10 protein-coding genes, 1 other RNA gene and 1 pseudogene are annotated in these 16859 nt (G+C 36.4%); 11 read left to right on the top strand and 1 reads right to left on the bottom strand.

Annotated elements, in window-relative coordinates:
* The first annotated feature begins 32 nt into the window (after positions 1-32).
* Positions 33-3608 (top strand): MucBP domain-containing protein, encoded by a 3576-nt coding sequence (locus G7084_RS05750; protein WP_166010877.1) that lies wholly within the window; start codon positions 33-35, stop codon positions 3606-3608.
* A gap of 215 nt (positions 3609-3823) precedes the next feature.
* On the opposite strand, the pseudogene G7084_RS05745 reads toward G7084_RS05750, so the two are convergent.
* A pseudogene (locus G7084_RS05745) lies at positions 3824-4915 on the bottom strand (IS3 family transposase).
* Positions 4916-5032: 117 nt separating this feature from the next.
* On the opposite strand from G7084_RS05745, the gene G7084_RS05740 reads away from it, so the two are divergent.
* From G7084_RS05740 to G7084_RS05695, 10 genes are all read left to right on the top strand, one after another.
* Positions 5033-5329 (top strand): LPXTG cell wall anchor domain-containing protein, encoded by a 297-nt coding sequence (locus G7084_RS05740; RefSeq protein ID WP_206212034.1) that lies wholly within the window; start codon positions 5033-5035, stop codon positions 5327-5329.
* 256 nt (positions 5330-5585) lie between these two features.
* Positions 5586-5921, top strand: a complete 336-nt coding sequence (gpsB, locus tag G7084_RS05735; protein ID WP_166010873.1) for a cell division regulator GpsB — start codon at positions 5586-5588, stop codon at positions 5919-5921.
* A gap of 49 nt (positions 5922-5970) precedes the next feature.
* Positions 5971-6343, top strand: an RNA gene (rnpB, locus tag G7084_RS05730) — RNase P RNA component class B.
* A 206-nt stretch (positions 6344-6549) separates the two neighbouring features.
* A complete protein-coding gene (locus G7084_RS05725) occupies positions 6550-7686 on the top strand; it encodes a THUMP domain-containing class I SAM-dependent RNA methyltransferase (RefSeq protein WP_166010871.1) in 1137 nt (378 codons plus the stop codon).
* Between the two features lie 3 nt (positions 7687-7689).
* On the top strand, positions 7690-9987 hold the full coding sequence (gene pcrA, locus G7084_RS05720; protein WP_166010868.1) for a DNA helicase PcrA: 2298 nt from the start codon (positions 7690-7692) through the stop codon (positions 9985-9987).
* A gap of 11 nt (positions 9988-9998) precedes the next feature.
* Positions 9999-12020: an NAD-dependent DNA ligase LigA gene (ligA, locus tag G7084_RS05715; protein ID WP_166010866.1), complete on the top strand. Its 2022-nt coding sequence runs from the start codon at positions 9999-10001 to the stop codon at positions 12018-12020.
* 53 nt (positions 12021-12073) lie between these two features.
* On the top strand, positions 12074-13261 hold the full coding sequence (locus G7084_RS05710) for a CamS family sex pheromone protein (protein WP_166010864.1): 1188 nt from the start codon (positions 12074-12076) through the stop codon (positions 13259-13261).
* Positions 13262-13504: 243 nt separating this feature from the next.
* Positions 13505-14149 carry a YfbR-like 5'-deoxynucleotidase gene (locus G7084_RS05705; protein ID WP_166010862.1) on the top strand — a complete coding sequence of 215 codons (645 nt, stop codon included), beginning with the start codon at positions 13505-13507 and terminating at the stop codon, positions 14147-14149.
* Positions 14150-14310: 161 nt separating this feature from the next.
* Positions 14311-14889, top strand: a complete 579-nt coding sequence (locus G7084_RS05700; RefSeq protein ID WP_166010860.1) for a MarR family winged helix-turn-helix transcriptional regulator — start codon at positions 14311-14313, stop codon at positions 14887-14889.
* Positions 14890-14919: 30 nt separating this feature from the next.
* On the top strand, positions 14920-16692 hold the full coding sequence (locus G7084_RS05695) for an ABC transporter ATP-binding protein (protein ID WP_166010858.1): 1773 nt from the start codon (positions 14920-14922) through the stop codon (positions 16690-16692).
* Positions 16693-16859: the final 167 nt, after the last annotated feature.

Genomic DNA, 16859 nt, shown 5'->3' with positions numbered 1-16859 from the left:
ATTGATTCAAATAAAGGAGATAAATTAATATCATGAAAAAAACAGTCATCCTATCTTTTAGTATATTACTATCAACTAATATTTTAGTTCCAATAGCTCAAGCTGATATGAAAAATAGTGAAGATTATCAAACACGTAATTCAGAGATGGTCCCCCAAAAGAGTGAGTTAGATAACAACAAAAATGAAAAAATTAATTTAGATGTGGACTCTAAGCTAACTAATAATTCAATATCAAATACTACGAATACATCCAGTAGTACATCCGTAAATGAAAGCTCCAGTGTTAGTGATTCAGTGAATATGGCAGAAGGAACATTTGGTACTAGTGACTGGTATATTACAGAATCTGGGGTATTACATATTGGGCAAGGAACTTTTAACAATACAGGTTATCAATCTCCATGGGAAAAGTATTCTAAGTCTATAAATAAAGTGATTTTTGATGGAAAAGTTAGTGCAGCCAGCGATATTAGTTATTTATTTTATAGCTTTGAAAATGTAACAAGTATCGACAACCTTACATATTTAGATACAAGTAAAGTAACTAATATGCGTTATATGTTTCATGCGATGACCAATCTGCAAAGTTTAGATTTATCAAATTTTAATACCCTAAATGTAACAGATATGTTTGGAATGTTCGATTATTGTACAAATTTAACTTATCTCGATTTATCTTCATTTAATACATCAAATGTCAAGAATATGAGTAGTATGTTTAGCCAAACAAAGAAGCTAACACAGTTAGATATAAGCACATTTAATACATCAAATGTAACTAATATGAACGCAATGTTTTCGGAGACAAAATCATTACCTAAATTAGATTTATCTTCATTTAATACAGGTAATGTAAGTGACATGTCTAATATGTTTAGGGGAGCATCAGGGTTAACCTCTCTGGATTTAAGTAATTTTGATACTAAAAAAGTGACTATTATGAGTGATATGTTTTCAGGAGTCTCTAAAATATCATCACTTGATTTGAGTGAATTTAAAACAGAAAATGTTACTAGTATGGCGCAAATGTTTGCGGGTATGACTGCATTAAATGATTTAAATGTAAGTAATTTTAATACAAACAATGTTACAAAGATGAATGGTACATTTTATGGAGATGCTAATTTAAATAGTTTGGATATAAGCTCATTCAATACATCAAACGTTGTTACTATGGTATCGATGTTTGCGGGAATGACTAATTTGAAAAATATTAATTTAGATAATTTCAATACAAGTAAAGTAACTACCATGTGGAGTATGTTTAGTGACATGCAAAACGTTAAATACTTAAATTTACAGTCTTTTGATACAAAAAATGTGACGGATATGAGAGGGATGTTTGTACGATCTGGATTCACAGATATTAATGTTTCCTCATTCAATACGCAAAATGTTGCAAATATGAATGGTATGTTTGAAGAACTACCTAATTTAGAAAAACTGAATTTAGATAATTTTATAATTACTAATAATACTAATATTAAAGATATGTTTTTATCTGATATCGAACTTAAGGAGATAGTACTTGGTAAAAATATTAGTACGTTACTAAATTCAGGAATTCCTGAATTTAAAAAGAGCAATAAATACACAGGTAAGTGGCAAAATGTTGCAGAGGGGAACTCAAGTCGGCCATCGGGGATAAATGTATATAGTTCAGAAGATTTAATGAGTAATTACGATGGATTAAAAAATTCGGATACGTACGTTTGGCAACCCGTTGTTATGGCGGCTAACGTAACGGTTCATTATCAAGACGTAGACGGTAATAAAATTGCCGATGATGAGATCAAGAGTGGTAATATCGGAGATGATTATTCTACCGATAAAAAAGATATCAAAGGTTATACGTTTAAGAAAGTCGAGGGTGATGCCTCAGGTAAGTTGACTGATAAAGCACAAACGGTGACTTATGTTTATACTAAGGATCCTGTGAAGGCAGCTAACGTAACGGTTCATTATCGAGACGTAGACGGTAATAAAATTGCCGATGATGAGATCAAGAGTGGTAATATCGGAGATGATTATTCTACCGATAAAAAAGATATCAAAGGTTATACGTTTAAGAAAGTCGAGGGTGATGCCTCAGGTAAGTTGACTGATAAAGCACAAACGGTGACTTATGTTTATACTAAGAATCCTGTGAAGGCAGCTAACGTAACGGTTCATTATCGAGACGTAGACGGTAATAAAATTGCCGATGATGAGATCAAGAGTGGTAATATCGGAGATGATTATTCTACCGATAAAAAAGATATCAAAGGTTATACGTTTAAGAAAGTCGAGGGTGATGCCTCAGGTAAGTTGACTGATAAAGCACAAACGGTGACTTATGTTTATACTAAGAATCCTGTGAAGGCAGCTAACGTAACGGTTCATTATCGAGACGTAGACGGTAATAAAATTGCCGATGATGAGATCAAGAGTGGTAATATCGGAGATGATTATTCTACCGATAAAAAAGATATCAAAGGTTATACGTTTAAGAAAGTCGAGGGTGATGCCTCAGGTAAGTTGACTGAGAAAGCACAGACGGTGACTTATGTTTATACTAAGGATCCTGTGAAGGCAGCTAACGTAACGGTTCATTATCAAGACGTAGACGGTAATAAGATTGCCGATGATGAGATCAAGAGTGGTAATATCGGAGATGATTATTCTACCGATAAAAAAGATATCAAAGGTTATACGTTTAAGAAAGTCGAGGGTGATGCCTCAGGTAAGTTGACTGAGAAAGCACAGACGGTGACTTATGTTTATACTAAGGATCCTGTGAAGGCAGCTAACGTAACGGTTCATTATCAAGACGTAGACGGTAATAAAATTGCCGATGATGAGATCAAGAGTGGTAATATCGGAGATGATTATTCTACCGATAAAAAAGATATCAAAGGTTATACGTTTAAGAAAGTCGAGGGTGATGCCTCAGGTAAGTTGACTGAGAAAGCACAGACGGTGACTTATGTTTATACTAAGGATCCTGTGAAGGCAGCTAACGTAACGGTTCATTATCAAGACGTAGACGGTAATAAGATTGCCGATGATGAGATCAAGAGTGGTAATATCGGAGATGATTATTCTACCGATAAAAAAGATATCAAAGGTTATACGTTTAAGAAAGTCGAGGGTGATGCCTCAGGTAAGTTGACTGAGAAAGCACAGACGGTGACTTATGTTTATACTAAGGATCCTGTGAAGGCAGCTAACGTAACGGTTCATTATCAAGACGTAGACGGTAATAAGATTGCCGATGATGAGATCAAGAGTGGTAATATCGGAGATGATTATTCTACCGATAAAAAAGATATCAAAGGTTATACGTTTAAGAAAGTCGAGGGTGATGCCTCAGGTAAGTTGACTGAGAAAGCACAGACGGTGACTTATGTTTACGTTAGCGAAGATAATAAGAACAATACACAAAATAATTCAGATAATGCGAATAAGGACGAAAAAAACAGTTTAAATTCAACAACAAAAAATATAGTAAGTAATGCAAAGAATATGTTGCCAAATACTGCAGTACAGAAAGTAACTTTGGCAGGACTTATCAGTTTTATTTTAGCTAACTTAATGGGATTATTAATCTGGAAGAAACGAAAATAATAATTAAATTTTAGACAAAGACAAGTAATTGATTTACTTGTCTTTTAATATGTAAGATTGGATCGAAATACCACCATTGAATAAATCTAATATCAAAAATGTATTTGTAACTAGAGTGGAGCAAGAAATTTAGAATTACCCCTTCCTAATTGTGAATTTGATGAATATGATTAAAACTAAAGTTGCTCCTGTGTCAATAAATGGTACAGAAATAGTTAAACGGTTGTCCGTATTCTATTGTGATTGTACCAATACATATAATTTTCAATTTTCAAAATTAAATCATCATAACTTTGGAATTTAGTTAGGTAAACAAACTCACGTTTGAAAATTGAATGAAAGGCCTCAATTGGTCCATTGTCATAAGGATGACCTTTGAGAGAATACGAGTGTTGTATTTTAACTTTTTTGAGTAATTGTTCAAATTGGTTACTGGTATATTGACTTCCCATATCAGAATGAATAAATTGTGGCCTTTTATGATGTGATAATGCCATTTTCAATGTATCTGTTACTAAATTACTAGTCATCTGATTTGCTACTTTATAGGCAATAATTTTATGATTACTTTCACTATAAACACTACTTAAATAAACCCAATGACCTGGATATTTCTCTATATAAGTAATATCAGTTCGCCAGATTGACGCATTTTTATCACAATGTTTTATTAAATTTGGTCGCTGATCATAATCAACATGCGTTCCAGGTTTTTTAAATCGGCGACACATAAGAGAACGAATATTAAATTGATGCATTAAACGGAATTATACGAGACGTACCAATTCTAATCCCAAATGACCGTAAGGCCATTTGTAAACGTGGACGTCCATAGACTTTATAATTATCACGCCATATATTTAGCATTATTTTACCAATATGTTGATCATCTTGTTCACATCGTGAAGGATGATGATTTATCCAATTATAATAAGTTTGTCGTGGAATTCTTAATTTATTTAAAATCATTGTTAAGCAGTATCCTCGTTGACATAACTTTTCTATAAGCACTAACCCATTTTTAAGTTTTATCTCTGTCCGAGTAATACCGCCGCTAATTTTAAAATTTCATTTTCCTCTTTTAATCTTTTATTTTCTTTAATTAGGTCTTTAATTTCAGTCAGATTAGTTTGTTTCCCGTTTGATAACTTGATGGGTTCAATTGATTTAACCCATTTCGAAATAGACCCAGTCGTTACATCATATTCACGAGATAAAGAGGCCATCGATCGATGGCCTTCTAAATATAATTTTACTATTCGTTCTTTAAAATCAGTTGAATAACGTTTACTTGAATTATTTTTCATAAAAATATCTCCTGTTCTGATTAAATTATCGCACAAGCAGTTTCTCTTTTCTTGTACCATTTATCAGTATAGGAGCACTATACAGCTGCACCTGATACCAATACACCAACAAAACCATTGAATCCAGAGACCAATATGCCCACATTACCAGTAATCGATGATAATGGTAATGACGACCATGGATCAAATGGTAACGACAATAATTCAAATAATATAAACCCAGGGAAAAACAATAGCAATTCAAACCCAAATATTAACAATGATAAAAAGCGCAACGACGTTGTGAATAATGTAGTTGAGGAAGTTCAAACATTACTTCCAAAGACTGCAGCGCAAAATCTGACATGGATAAGCGTTGTGAGCATTATCTTAACAAGCTTAGCTGGGGTGATGATTTGGAAGAGTCGCAAATAGTATTTAAAAGACTACATTAATTTGTGGTCTTTTTTAAATGCCAAAGTAATAATATGGTTTAATAATAATCAATACTTTGACAGCTTAATTTAAGATGAGTGGAATATTATGGTGGATAAGATACCTTTATGGTTAATCAAAATATAAATGTATTAGAATTAATTGTTAACTAATCATCGAAAAATATTCATTTTAGATGAAAAAAAACAAATAAACTGGTAAACTTTAATTAAGATTAAACTAAAGGAGCTCCATTATGGAACAAGTACGGCATACCGTTGAAGAAATTTTTAATAAAGATTTTAAGAAAACTGCAATTCAAGGTTATAACACCAATGATGTAGATAGTTATCTCGATGAATTAATGGCAGATTATCAATCTTTTGAAAGTAATATTGCGGAACTAGAAGAAACGATTGAAAAACAAAAATTAGAAATTGCGGAATTGACTCGTCGAGCTAATGCAGTGACAACGCCTGCAAGTACAATTAATCCGGCTACTCCTTCAGCTAATGCCAATATGGATATCTTAAAGCGACTTTCAAATTTGGAACGTCGAGTCTTTGGAACCGTAAATGAAAAAACTGAATAATTAAAAGCTATAAATTATGGAGTAATTGGTGTATAATTTATGACATTGTGTTAGTGGGTAATTGCGTATCATTTTTATGGTATGAGGAAAGTCCATGCTCGCACTGGCTGTGATGCCAGTAGTGTTCGCGCTAGCTGAAAAAATAAGGCTAGGCTGCCATTTAAATGGTAGACGGCCAACGAACGGCCTAAGGGTAACTATGGTTTAATAGTTGTGAAAGTGCCACAGTGACGAATCTTTTTAGAAATGAAAAGGGTGGAACGCGGTAAACCCCACGAGCGGGCAACCCAAACTTTGGTAGGGGCGCTTGATCTAACAAATTGAAGTGATGATCGGGGAGATATTTATAATATCTGAGATAGATGATTACCACCTAACAAAACCTGCCAAGTTTTGTTAGGAACAAAACATGGCTTACAGCTAACACATCCGGCAGCCGACACTTTTAGGGTGTCGGCTTTTATTTTTACAAAAAAATGAATAAATTATCTTAATTGGGGATTGAGCGCGTTTGCTGAATAACGCATAATTAAGGTAATTAATTCAATTGATAATAGAACTATATTTGAGTCTGTGCTCGAGTGATACCGGGAGCAACTTAATTCTGAAAATATGAGGAGAACAAACTATGACTGAACCAACTTTTAAACTAATGGCCGTGATGGGTGCTGGGATGGAAGCCATTGTTGCCAAAGAATTGAAGAATCTGGGGTATCAGGTCCAAACAGAGAATGGGCGTGTTTTTTTTGAAGGAAGTTTAACCGATATTTATCGGGCCAATCTATGGTTGCGTGTGGCAGACCGGATTAAAATTGTCTTGACTGAGTTTGAAGCTAAAACGTTCGAGGATCTTTTTCAAGGCGTTAAAGCTTATCCCTTTGAAGATATTTTACCTTACGATGCTCAATTTCCAGTTAATGGACGTTCAAAAGGATCAATATTACATTCCGTGCCAACGGTGCAAAGTATTACTAAAAAGGCCATTGTGGAACGTTTAGCTGCGACTTACAACACCCGGGGACATTTACCTGAAACTGGGGCGCGGTATTTGATTGAAACGGCGATTGATAAAAATCATGTCATGGTGACCTTAGATAGCACGGGTGATTCATTATTTAAGCGCGGCTATCGAACTGAAAAAGGGGGGGCACCACTAAAAGAAACAATGGCAGCGGCGCTTATTGATTTATCCCACTGGTTTACAGATAATCCATTTGTAGATCCTGTAACTGGATCAGGGACGATTCCGATTGAGGCAGCTTTAATTGGGCGTAATATTGCACCAGGTTTGAACCGAGAGTTTGATATTTCAGACTGGGAAATGTTTGATCCAGCGATTGGAAAAACATTAAAGGAAACGGCACGGGGCTTGATTGACTTTAATGTTGAATTAAATATCAGTGGTTATGATATTGATGATAATATGATTCAAATTGCCAAAGATAATGCCAATAAAGCGGGCGTGGGTGAAGATATTGAATTTAAGCAGTTGGCTGCTAAAGATTGGGTACCGGAAGGTAAGAATGGTATTATTGTTGCAAATCCACCGTATGGAGAGCGTTTAGGTGATGAGGAAACAGCGCGTCGTTTGTATGGTGAAATGGGGCAAATTTACAGCAAAATGCCAACTTGGTCGAAGTATATTTTAACCAGTGATGATGGTTTTGAAAAAGCCTACGGACAAAAAGCAACTAAGAAACGAAAACTTTATAACGGTGCATTAAAAGTGGACTTGTATCAGTATTGGGGAAAGAAGGAGCGTTAATAAATGAGTCAAGAATTGTTAAAGGGGATGAACCCACAACAAGCTGAAGCCGTAACTACTACGGAGGGACCATTATTAATTATGGCCGGAGCTGGATCGGGTAAGACCCGGGTTTTAACGCATCGAGTTGCTCATTTAATTCAAGATCAAAAGGTTGCGCCGTGGCGCATTTTAGCTATTACTTTCACGAATAAAGCTGCCCGTGAAATGAAGGAGCGAATTGCCGATTTAATTGGAGTGACTGATGCTAATCGTGTTTGGATTTCGACTTTTCATGCGATGGCGGTTCGAATGTTACGACGAGATATTGATAAGTTAGGCTATAAACGTGACTTTACAATCATAGATGCCGGAGCACAAAGGACTTTAGTGAAACGAATTTTAAAGGATCAAAATGTTGATATTGAAAAATTTGATCCAAGAAGTGTTTTAAGTGCCATTTCGAATGCTAAAAATGCGATGGAAACGCCAGTTGGATATGCAAAAACGGCTAATGATATTTTTAGTAAAATTGTAGCGAAAGCTTATGCGGCCTATCAAAAGCAGTTGGAGCTTGCGCAATCTGTCGATTTTGATGATTTAATTATGTTGACGATTGAGTTATTGGAGCAAGAACCAGAGGTCTTAGCATATTATCAAGATAAATTTGAATATATTCACGTTGATGAGTATCAGGATACCAATGATGCGCAATACCGTCTCATTCAATTATTAGCTGCAGGTTGGAAAAATTTAGCGGTAGTGGGTGACTCTGATCAAAGTATTTACGGTTGGCGTGGTGCCAATTTAGAAATTATTTTAAATTTTGAAAAAGACTATTTGGGCGCTAAAAAAGTACTTTTGGAACAAAATTATCGTTCGACACAAATCATTTTAAATGCGGCAAATGATGTAATTGCTAATAACCATGGACGCATCTCTAAAAATTTATGGACCGATAATGGCGATGGTGAAAAAATCACTTATCACCGATCCAACTCTGATCGGGATGAAGCCGTTTATATTTTAGGTGAGATTACGAACCAGGTTAAGAATAAAAATCGACAATATCGCGATTTTGCGATTCTCTACCGAGCCAATGCACAGTCGCGTGGAATCGAAGAAGCCTTAGTTAAAGCAAATATTCCGTATACGATGGTAGGTGGTTCTAAATTCTACGAGCGTAAAGAAATTCGGGATATTTTAGCCTATCTTTCATTAATTACCAATCCAGCTGATGATGAAAGCTTTTTACGCGTGGTAAATGAACCTAAACGGGGTCTAGGTGATACTTCCATTATTAAGCTGCGAGCGTTCGCCAGTGAACATAATTGGCCCCTTTTGGAAGCCGCGGCTAATGCACATTTGATGAACGATTTACAGAGTCGGGCACAAAATAAGTTAATGGATTTTGCTATATTAATGCAAAAATTGATCCAACAAGAACAATTTGATGTTTCAATTACTGATTTAACCCGGGCTGTATATCAGGAAACTAAATATGTTGAGACATTGAAAGTTAGTCCAACCCCGGAAAATGAAAATCGATTAGAAAATTTGGACGAATTTTTAACGGTGACAGAACAATTTGATAAAAATTATGAACCCGACGAGGATAGCGTCTCTAAATATGTTGATTTCATGAGTGAACTAGCCTTGGTTTCAGATATTGATAATGTAGATCAAGAAGATAACAATGTCACCTTGATGACGCTTCATGCGGCTAAGGGATTGGAATTTCCGGTGGTTTTCTTGGTTGGAATGGAAGAATCAATTTTCCCATCATTTCGGGCTATTATTGATCCAAAGCAATTAGACGAAGAACGACGTTTGGCTTATGTTGGTATCACACGAGCCAAAGAAAAGCTCTATCTAACGAATGCCTATTCAAGAATGCTATACGGTAAGATGAGTAATAACATGGCCTCACGTTTTATTGATGAAATTTCACCTAAATATTTGGATATGTCCGCCGCTGGTCAATTGGATAGCTATCAAGCACGAGAAGCCAGTTTGCCATTTGCGCGTCGTTTTCAACCGGCGACTGGTACGACTTTTCAAGGTCGTCCAGTTGGGCAACGTGAGCCTAATAATCGGAATTTAACTTCTAGCCGACAAATCCACCAAGCTCCCAATCCGGACAATCTTGAGCAATCAGTTAGTTGGTCCGTTGGTGATTTGGTAACCCACAAAAAGTGGGGCACTGGAACGGTGGTGAAAGTGAACGGTCTTGGTGAAGATATGGAACTGGATGTTGCTTTTGAGTCGCAAGGAATTAAGCGCTTGTTAGCGGCTTTTGCCCCCATTAAAAAGCAAGAATAAAGGAGTAACGTATGGCCGAAGATCAATTGACATTAGCGACAGCTGAAAAAATGTTAGCTGTTCGGCAGACTCAGTTAAAACAGTGGGCTGAAGAATATTATCAAAATGATGCACCGACGGTTGAAGATAGTGAGTATGATCGGGTTTATCAAGAAGTAATTGATTTAGAAAATCAATTCCCAGAATTGATTAGGACAGATTCCATCACGCAACAGGTTGGGGATCAGACTAAGGAAAATTTGCCTAAAGTTGAGCACATTCAACCGATGCTTTCATTAGGTGATGTTTTTTCGATGGATACATTAAGTGATTGGATGCACACCACACAACAGAATAGTTCAACTGCTTTGGCCTACAATGCAGAATTAAAAATTGATGGATTGGCCATTAGTTTACGGTATGAGAATGGAAGCTTAATTCAAGCAGCAACTCGTGGGAATGGTCAAATTGGTGAAGACGTTACCGCCAATGTATTATATATTCAAAATATTCCGCATCAATTGAGTGAACCGCTTAATCTTGAAGTGCGAGGGGAAGTCTATATGCCCAAGACGGCATTTGTGAATTTAAATGAACAAAGAGATCGAGATGGACTGACACCCTTTGCAAATCCGCGAAATGCTGCCGCAGGTTCATTGCGGCAATTGGATCCGCAAATTACAAAACAACGGCAATTAGCTGGATTTATGTACCAGGTGATTGACTCACGAAACCAACTAGGCGTAAAAACGCAAGCTGAATTGTTAATCAGATTGGCTGAATTAGGATTACCGGTTAATTTAACCAATCAGGTAGTTGAAAGTATTGTCGAATTAGAGCGATATATTGAGCAACAAACGAACCAAAGAGATAATTTAGATTATGGAATCGACGGTATTGTCGTTAAAGTTAATCAATTAGCATTACATGAAGTATTGGGTGCGACTGTAAAAGTACCTAGATGGGCAATTGCCTATAAGTTTCCGGCGGAAGAAAAGCAAACTGTCTTAAAAGAGATTGAATGGACTGTTGGGCGAACGGGAGCTGTGACACCTACTGCCGTAATGAACCCCGTTCAATTAGCAGGAACTACTGTTTCAAGAGCATCGCTCCACAATCCAGAATATTTGGTAGCTAAAGACTTACGCATCGGTGATACAGTAACACTGCATAAAGCCGGCGATATTATCCCCGAGGTGGGGACCGTTATTTTGGAGAAGCGGCCTATGGCTAGTCAAAGCTATCCAATCCCCACGAATTGTCCTGTTTGTGGGGATGAATTGGTGCATGTGAATGGCGAAATTGCACTACGTTGCTTAAATCCATTTTGTCCGGCACAAATTAAAGAACGATTGACTCACTTTGCATCTCGAAATGCGATGAACATTGATGGGTTGGGACCAAAGATTATTGAACAATTACTGGCCCGCGGTCTGGTTAAAACCATTGCGGATTTGTATCGTCTAAATGAAGAAGAGTTGTTAGAATTAGATAAATTTGGCCCCAAGGCTACGCAAAATTTAATTGTTGCGGTTGACCAATCAAAGAACAATTCAGCAGAACGCCTCTTATTTGGATTTGGAATTCGCACGGTTGGGGCAAAGGTTGCACGGCAAATCATGCAAAAATTCCTTAATATCCATCAACTAGCGCATGCGACGGTTGATGATATTGCTGAGATTCCGGGCCTTGGGATGGTGATTGCTGAAAATATTGTCCAATACTTTGCTGATCCATTAGTTCAAGAGCTATTGGAGCAATTAGAGCAACAAGGTGTTAATTTTTCTTATCAAGTAGAAAAGGCAGTGATCAACCAACCTGAATTTACGGATAAGAAAATTGTTTTGACAGGCAAGCTAACGATGTTTAGCCGACAGGAAGCCACGCATTGGTTAGAACAACGTGGAGCACAAGTGGTAGGCAGTGTCTCAAAAAAGACGGATCTACTCATTGCCGGGGCAGATGCTGGAAGTAAACTAAGTAAGGCTGAAAGCCTAGAAATTACCATTTGGTCTGAACAAGATTTGCAAGATGTTATGCAAAATAATTCTTAATTTGTTAAAATATAAATTATATGAATAATATTAAATGTAAAAGGGGCGGATAAATGCGCTATATAAAATGGATCGGGGCCGTGGTTGGTGTAGTGCTCTTGGGCGGCGCTTTAATCTTTTTTGGTAATTTTTATTCTAAAAATTCATCGAAGGTTGAATCTCAAAAAGGTAAAACAACCGTTAATAATAAAGTGGCCACTAAAAAAGGAATCAAATTAACGGGATCAAATTCTAATGATCAGTATCAATCAGTCATTAAAGATGGAAATTACTTAGTGGGCAAGGCACGGGGTGTTACCGCTAATCAAAATGGTAATCAGTATAATACAGTTAATTTTGAAAATGGATTGCTCAGCTTAGCTAAAAAAAGCTTTTCACCAAAATCGTATATATTTCAGGAAGGCCAATATTTAGATACTAAAACAGCCCAAGCATGGTTGAAGCGTAAATCAAATGATAATGCCGTTGGATTAAATCCAGAAGATAATGGTAAAACGGATGATGGTCGAAATCCATACTATTTACAATCAATTGAAGAACAGGACTTCATGATTCAAGAAGACAATAGCTTAAAGCTTAAAGGGATTGTCTTAGGTTTGGCGATGAATACAGAAGATGTTTATCAAAAAGAGGAATTTGGAGCTAATTTCACGCAAAAGATTGATGATAGTACTCGCATAGCTAAAGGACAAGAGATTGCAGCTGAAGTCGTGGCCCGTTATCGTAAGATGGAAGGTATTAGTGCTGATACGCCGATTATCGTGGGGATGTTTAGCCAATCATCTGATGATAGTTTGGCTGGTGGAAGTTTTTACAGTTATGCTGAGTCTAAGTCTGGGACTAAGCTGAGCGATTTTAAGTCAATTAATGAGCAAAATGTTGTTTTACCAATGCAAGAAGGTACCAAAAATTATAAAGATATGGCCAGCGGCTTGAATACTCAGTTTGTTAATTTTCAAAATAATATTCAAGGCTTTTTCCCAAATGTTTCGTACGTAACTGGGACAGCCAATTATGCCGATAAAAATATGACTAACTTGAAAGTTGATATTACCACCCAATTCTATTCACAAACTGAAATGGATAGTTTTACCAATTATGTGGCGCAAACGGCACCTAGTTTTTTGCCAACAAATGTTTCCGTTCAAATTCGGATTAAGACAGTTGAGGGCATTCAAGCAGTCTTAGTTCAAAAATCTAATGGGAAATCATATGATATTACCCGGCTATCAAGCGATTAGATATAACATTCAAAGATAAATTTTATCTGTACCCCAAAAGTTGGAAACAACTTTTGGGGTCTTTTTATTTATTAAATGATGAATGAATCTTTTGAATGAATTAGGTTGATTCAGTTGAAGAAATCCGATGATGCAAAGCTAACTGTAGTAAAAGAATGCCCTTGCAAGAGTTTACAGACTTATGTATAGTAATATCAATTAATAAATTTAGATTAATGATTTTCATAACAGGAGGAATATCAGATGGGATTTCATCAGTATTTATCAGGACTAACTGAATTGGAGATGATTAATCGAGCTCCGGGCTATTTTAAATATTTCCCGCATTCTGTGGCAGCTCATTCATGGAAAGTGACGCAAGTTGCTCAATTTTTGGGTGATATAGAAGAACAGCATGGGGAAACTGTTAATTGGCGGTTGCTTTATGAAAAAGCATTAAATCATGATACGAATGAACGTTTCATTGGTGATATTCGTACGCCAGTTAAATACGCTTCTTCTGAGTTACGACATATGCTATCAGATGTAGAGGAGTCATTAGCAGATAATTTTATTAGAATGGAAATACCGACAGAATATCGACAGAATTATCATCGACGTTTGACTGAAGGCAAGGATGATAGCTTGGAGGGGCGGATTTTATCAGTTTCTGATAAAATTGATTTATTATATGAAGCCTTTGGTGAGTTACAAAAGGGAAATCCTGAGCCAGTCTTTATGGAAATATATAAGGAAAGTCTCGAAACAATTTATGCCTTTCGCGATATGGAAAGCACTAAATACTTCATTCATGAGGTGTTACCGGAAATGTTGGCGGAAGAATTTCCAGGTTCAGAGCGTTTACAAAGAATATACATTGGCATTTTTAACCGCGGAATCAATCAATAATTGAAGACATCATTAGTATGCTGATCCAATTTCTATTGGCGGCATACTTTTTTATACATTTAAAAATATTTAGTTTAAAATTTACAAAACTAAATAAACGATTATAATAATATTTGTTAGTTAATTTGTAACCAAACTAAATATAAATAAGGATGATAACTATGGAACAAAATGATATATTAGAAAATTTAACGGAATTAATGCGACAACCGAGCTTGTGGTTTACGATGATGGCGCGTGGCGATGAACATCGGCAGCGGCCGAATAACCAACGGCGCTTGTTACGAATTTTAAGTACAAGCGACCAAGCCATTACGGCAGGAACAATTGCAGATATTTTAGATATTAGGCCGGCTTCTGTAACTCAAATTATTAAAAAATTAGAAGATGAAGACAGGGTTGAGCGGATTAAAGATCAACAAGACGCGCGGATTGTTTTAATTAAGATTACGCAAAAAGGGTGCGATTTTTTGAACCAACTTGATTTAACGCGTGACAAAATTGAAGATGAAATATTTAATATTTTTACAGATGCGGAACAGGCACAATTTGGAGCGCAACTAGAGCAATTAAATCATCATTTAAATTCAGAGCAATTCGATCAGAGATTTATGGAGCATTTGAGTGAACAACAACGCACACGCTTTAATGAAATTAAAGACCGGAATCATCATTTTGGGCATCACTTCCATCGGGGACCAGATCCAAGGCGTACATTTAATGATCATCCTAGGTTTTAGGAACTATTAGTAAAAAAGAGGGAAATAATTATGCAACGTGAACAACGACAAACTAGAGCCACAAAGACAGTCTCAGGAGCTGGTGGCGCAAAGAGTTTGATTAAAATTATTAAAATGGCACATCCACAATGGGGATTAATGATAGTTGGACTGCTTTTATCATTAGTAGGAGTATTTGCCAATTTATTAGCACCTAAATATTCGGGAAACTTGATCAATTTATTCATGGGAAAGCACGGAATGGATTATCAATTAGTAGGTATTGTATTGGCACTCTTTATCGGTGGTGCATTAATTTCCGCTGGGGGAAGTTTTTTAACATCAGTTGCAGGGGAGCAATTAGTTAAAAATCTACGAATTATTGTTTGGAAGCGCTTGTCGATTTTAAAAGTTCGCTATTTTGATCAAACTAAATCTGGAGAAATCACGTCACGTCTAACTAATGACACGACCCAGGTGAAGCGTTTGGTTGCTAATGACTTACCCAATTTTGTAACAAATATGTTACAAATGTTAGGAGCGGTAGTGCTTATGTTTTCTACAGATTGGCACCTCGCCTTATGGATTTTATTAGCAGCTCCAGTAACCCTATTACTCTTATTACCAGTAATGATGTTTTCACGAAAAGTTGGGCATGCGACACAAGATGCCATGGCTGATTTTTCAGGTGTTGCACAAGAAACATTAGCTGAAATGCGCTTAGTCAAATCATCTGGTGCTGAAGAACAAATTATCGCTACCGGAGATTCTGCGATTAACCGTTTATTTAAATTTGGTCGAAAGGAAGCGGTGGTTGATGGAATCGTCGGACCAATGATGAGTTTAGTTATGATGGGCCTCTTTGTCGTAATTTTAGTGGTGGGAGCGTTAAGAATTGCGCATGGACAATCAACCATGGGAACATTATTTAGCTTTTTAATGTATTTATTCCAAATTATGCCAGCCTTCATGGTTTTGGGAACTTTTTCAACAACTTATGCCAAAACGCAGGGATCAACGCAGCGTTTAACTGAAATTTTGGATGAGGCCTCTGAAGATTTTGAACAAGGACAAGCAATTGAAGTTGAAGGTCAAACTCTAAAAATGCAAAATGTCGACTTTGGTTATACATCCTCTGAAGAGATATTACATAATATTACAATTGAAGCTAAGCCCAATACGATTGTCGCTTTTGTAGGACCATCAGGAGGTGGAAAATCAACCATCTTCCAATTGTTGGAACGTTTTTATACACCGACAGCCGGGAATATCCAGATTGGAAATCAAGCCATTGATGATATTAATTTAAAGAATTGGCGCCAACAAATCGGCTTCGTAGCACAGGATTCGGCGATTATGGCGGGAACAATTCGTGAAAATTTAACTTATGGATCAAATGAAAAATATACCGATGATCAATTGTGGCATGTCTTACAATTAGCATATGCTGATCAATTTGTTAAAAAAATGCCGAACCAATTAGAAACGCAGGTGGGCGAACGTGGAATTATGGTTTCAGGTGGTCAGCGCCAACGCTTAGCCATTGCTCGAGCTTTTCTACGAAATCCTAAAATTTTAATGTTGGATGAAGCAACGGCGTCACTTGATTCTGAATCTGAGGCCATGGTGCAAAAAGCATTAGAGCAATTAATGCAAAATCGAACGACCTTAGTGATTGCGCATCGGCTAGCAACAATTGTAGATGCCGATCAAATCTATTTTGTGGAACAGGGAATGATTACGGGTTCTGGTTCGCACAATGAATTACTACAGAGTCATCCACTATACAAAGAGTATGTGCAAGAACAGTTAGTTACACAGTAATTATCTCAATAACTCACGGTCAAAAGCGATCGTGAGTTTTTTAATGGTAGTAAAAAAATCTAGATAAAATTCTTTTGTATTACTAGATTAGTTTAAACTTAACTTGTTATAGAGTATAATAGAAGTATTAATATATAGGCTTAATTAAAAAAATTCAAATGAGGTAT

The sequence above is a fragment of the Weissella coleopterorum genome (assembly GCF_011304355.1).
GTDB classification, from domain to species: domain Bacteria; phylum Bacillota; class Bacilli; order Lactobacillales; family Lactobacillaceae; genus Weissella; species Weissella coleopterorum.
This window is presented reverse-complemented; position numbering and strand designations above follow the sequence as displayed.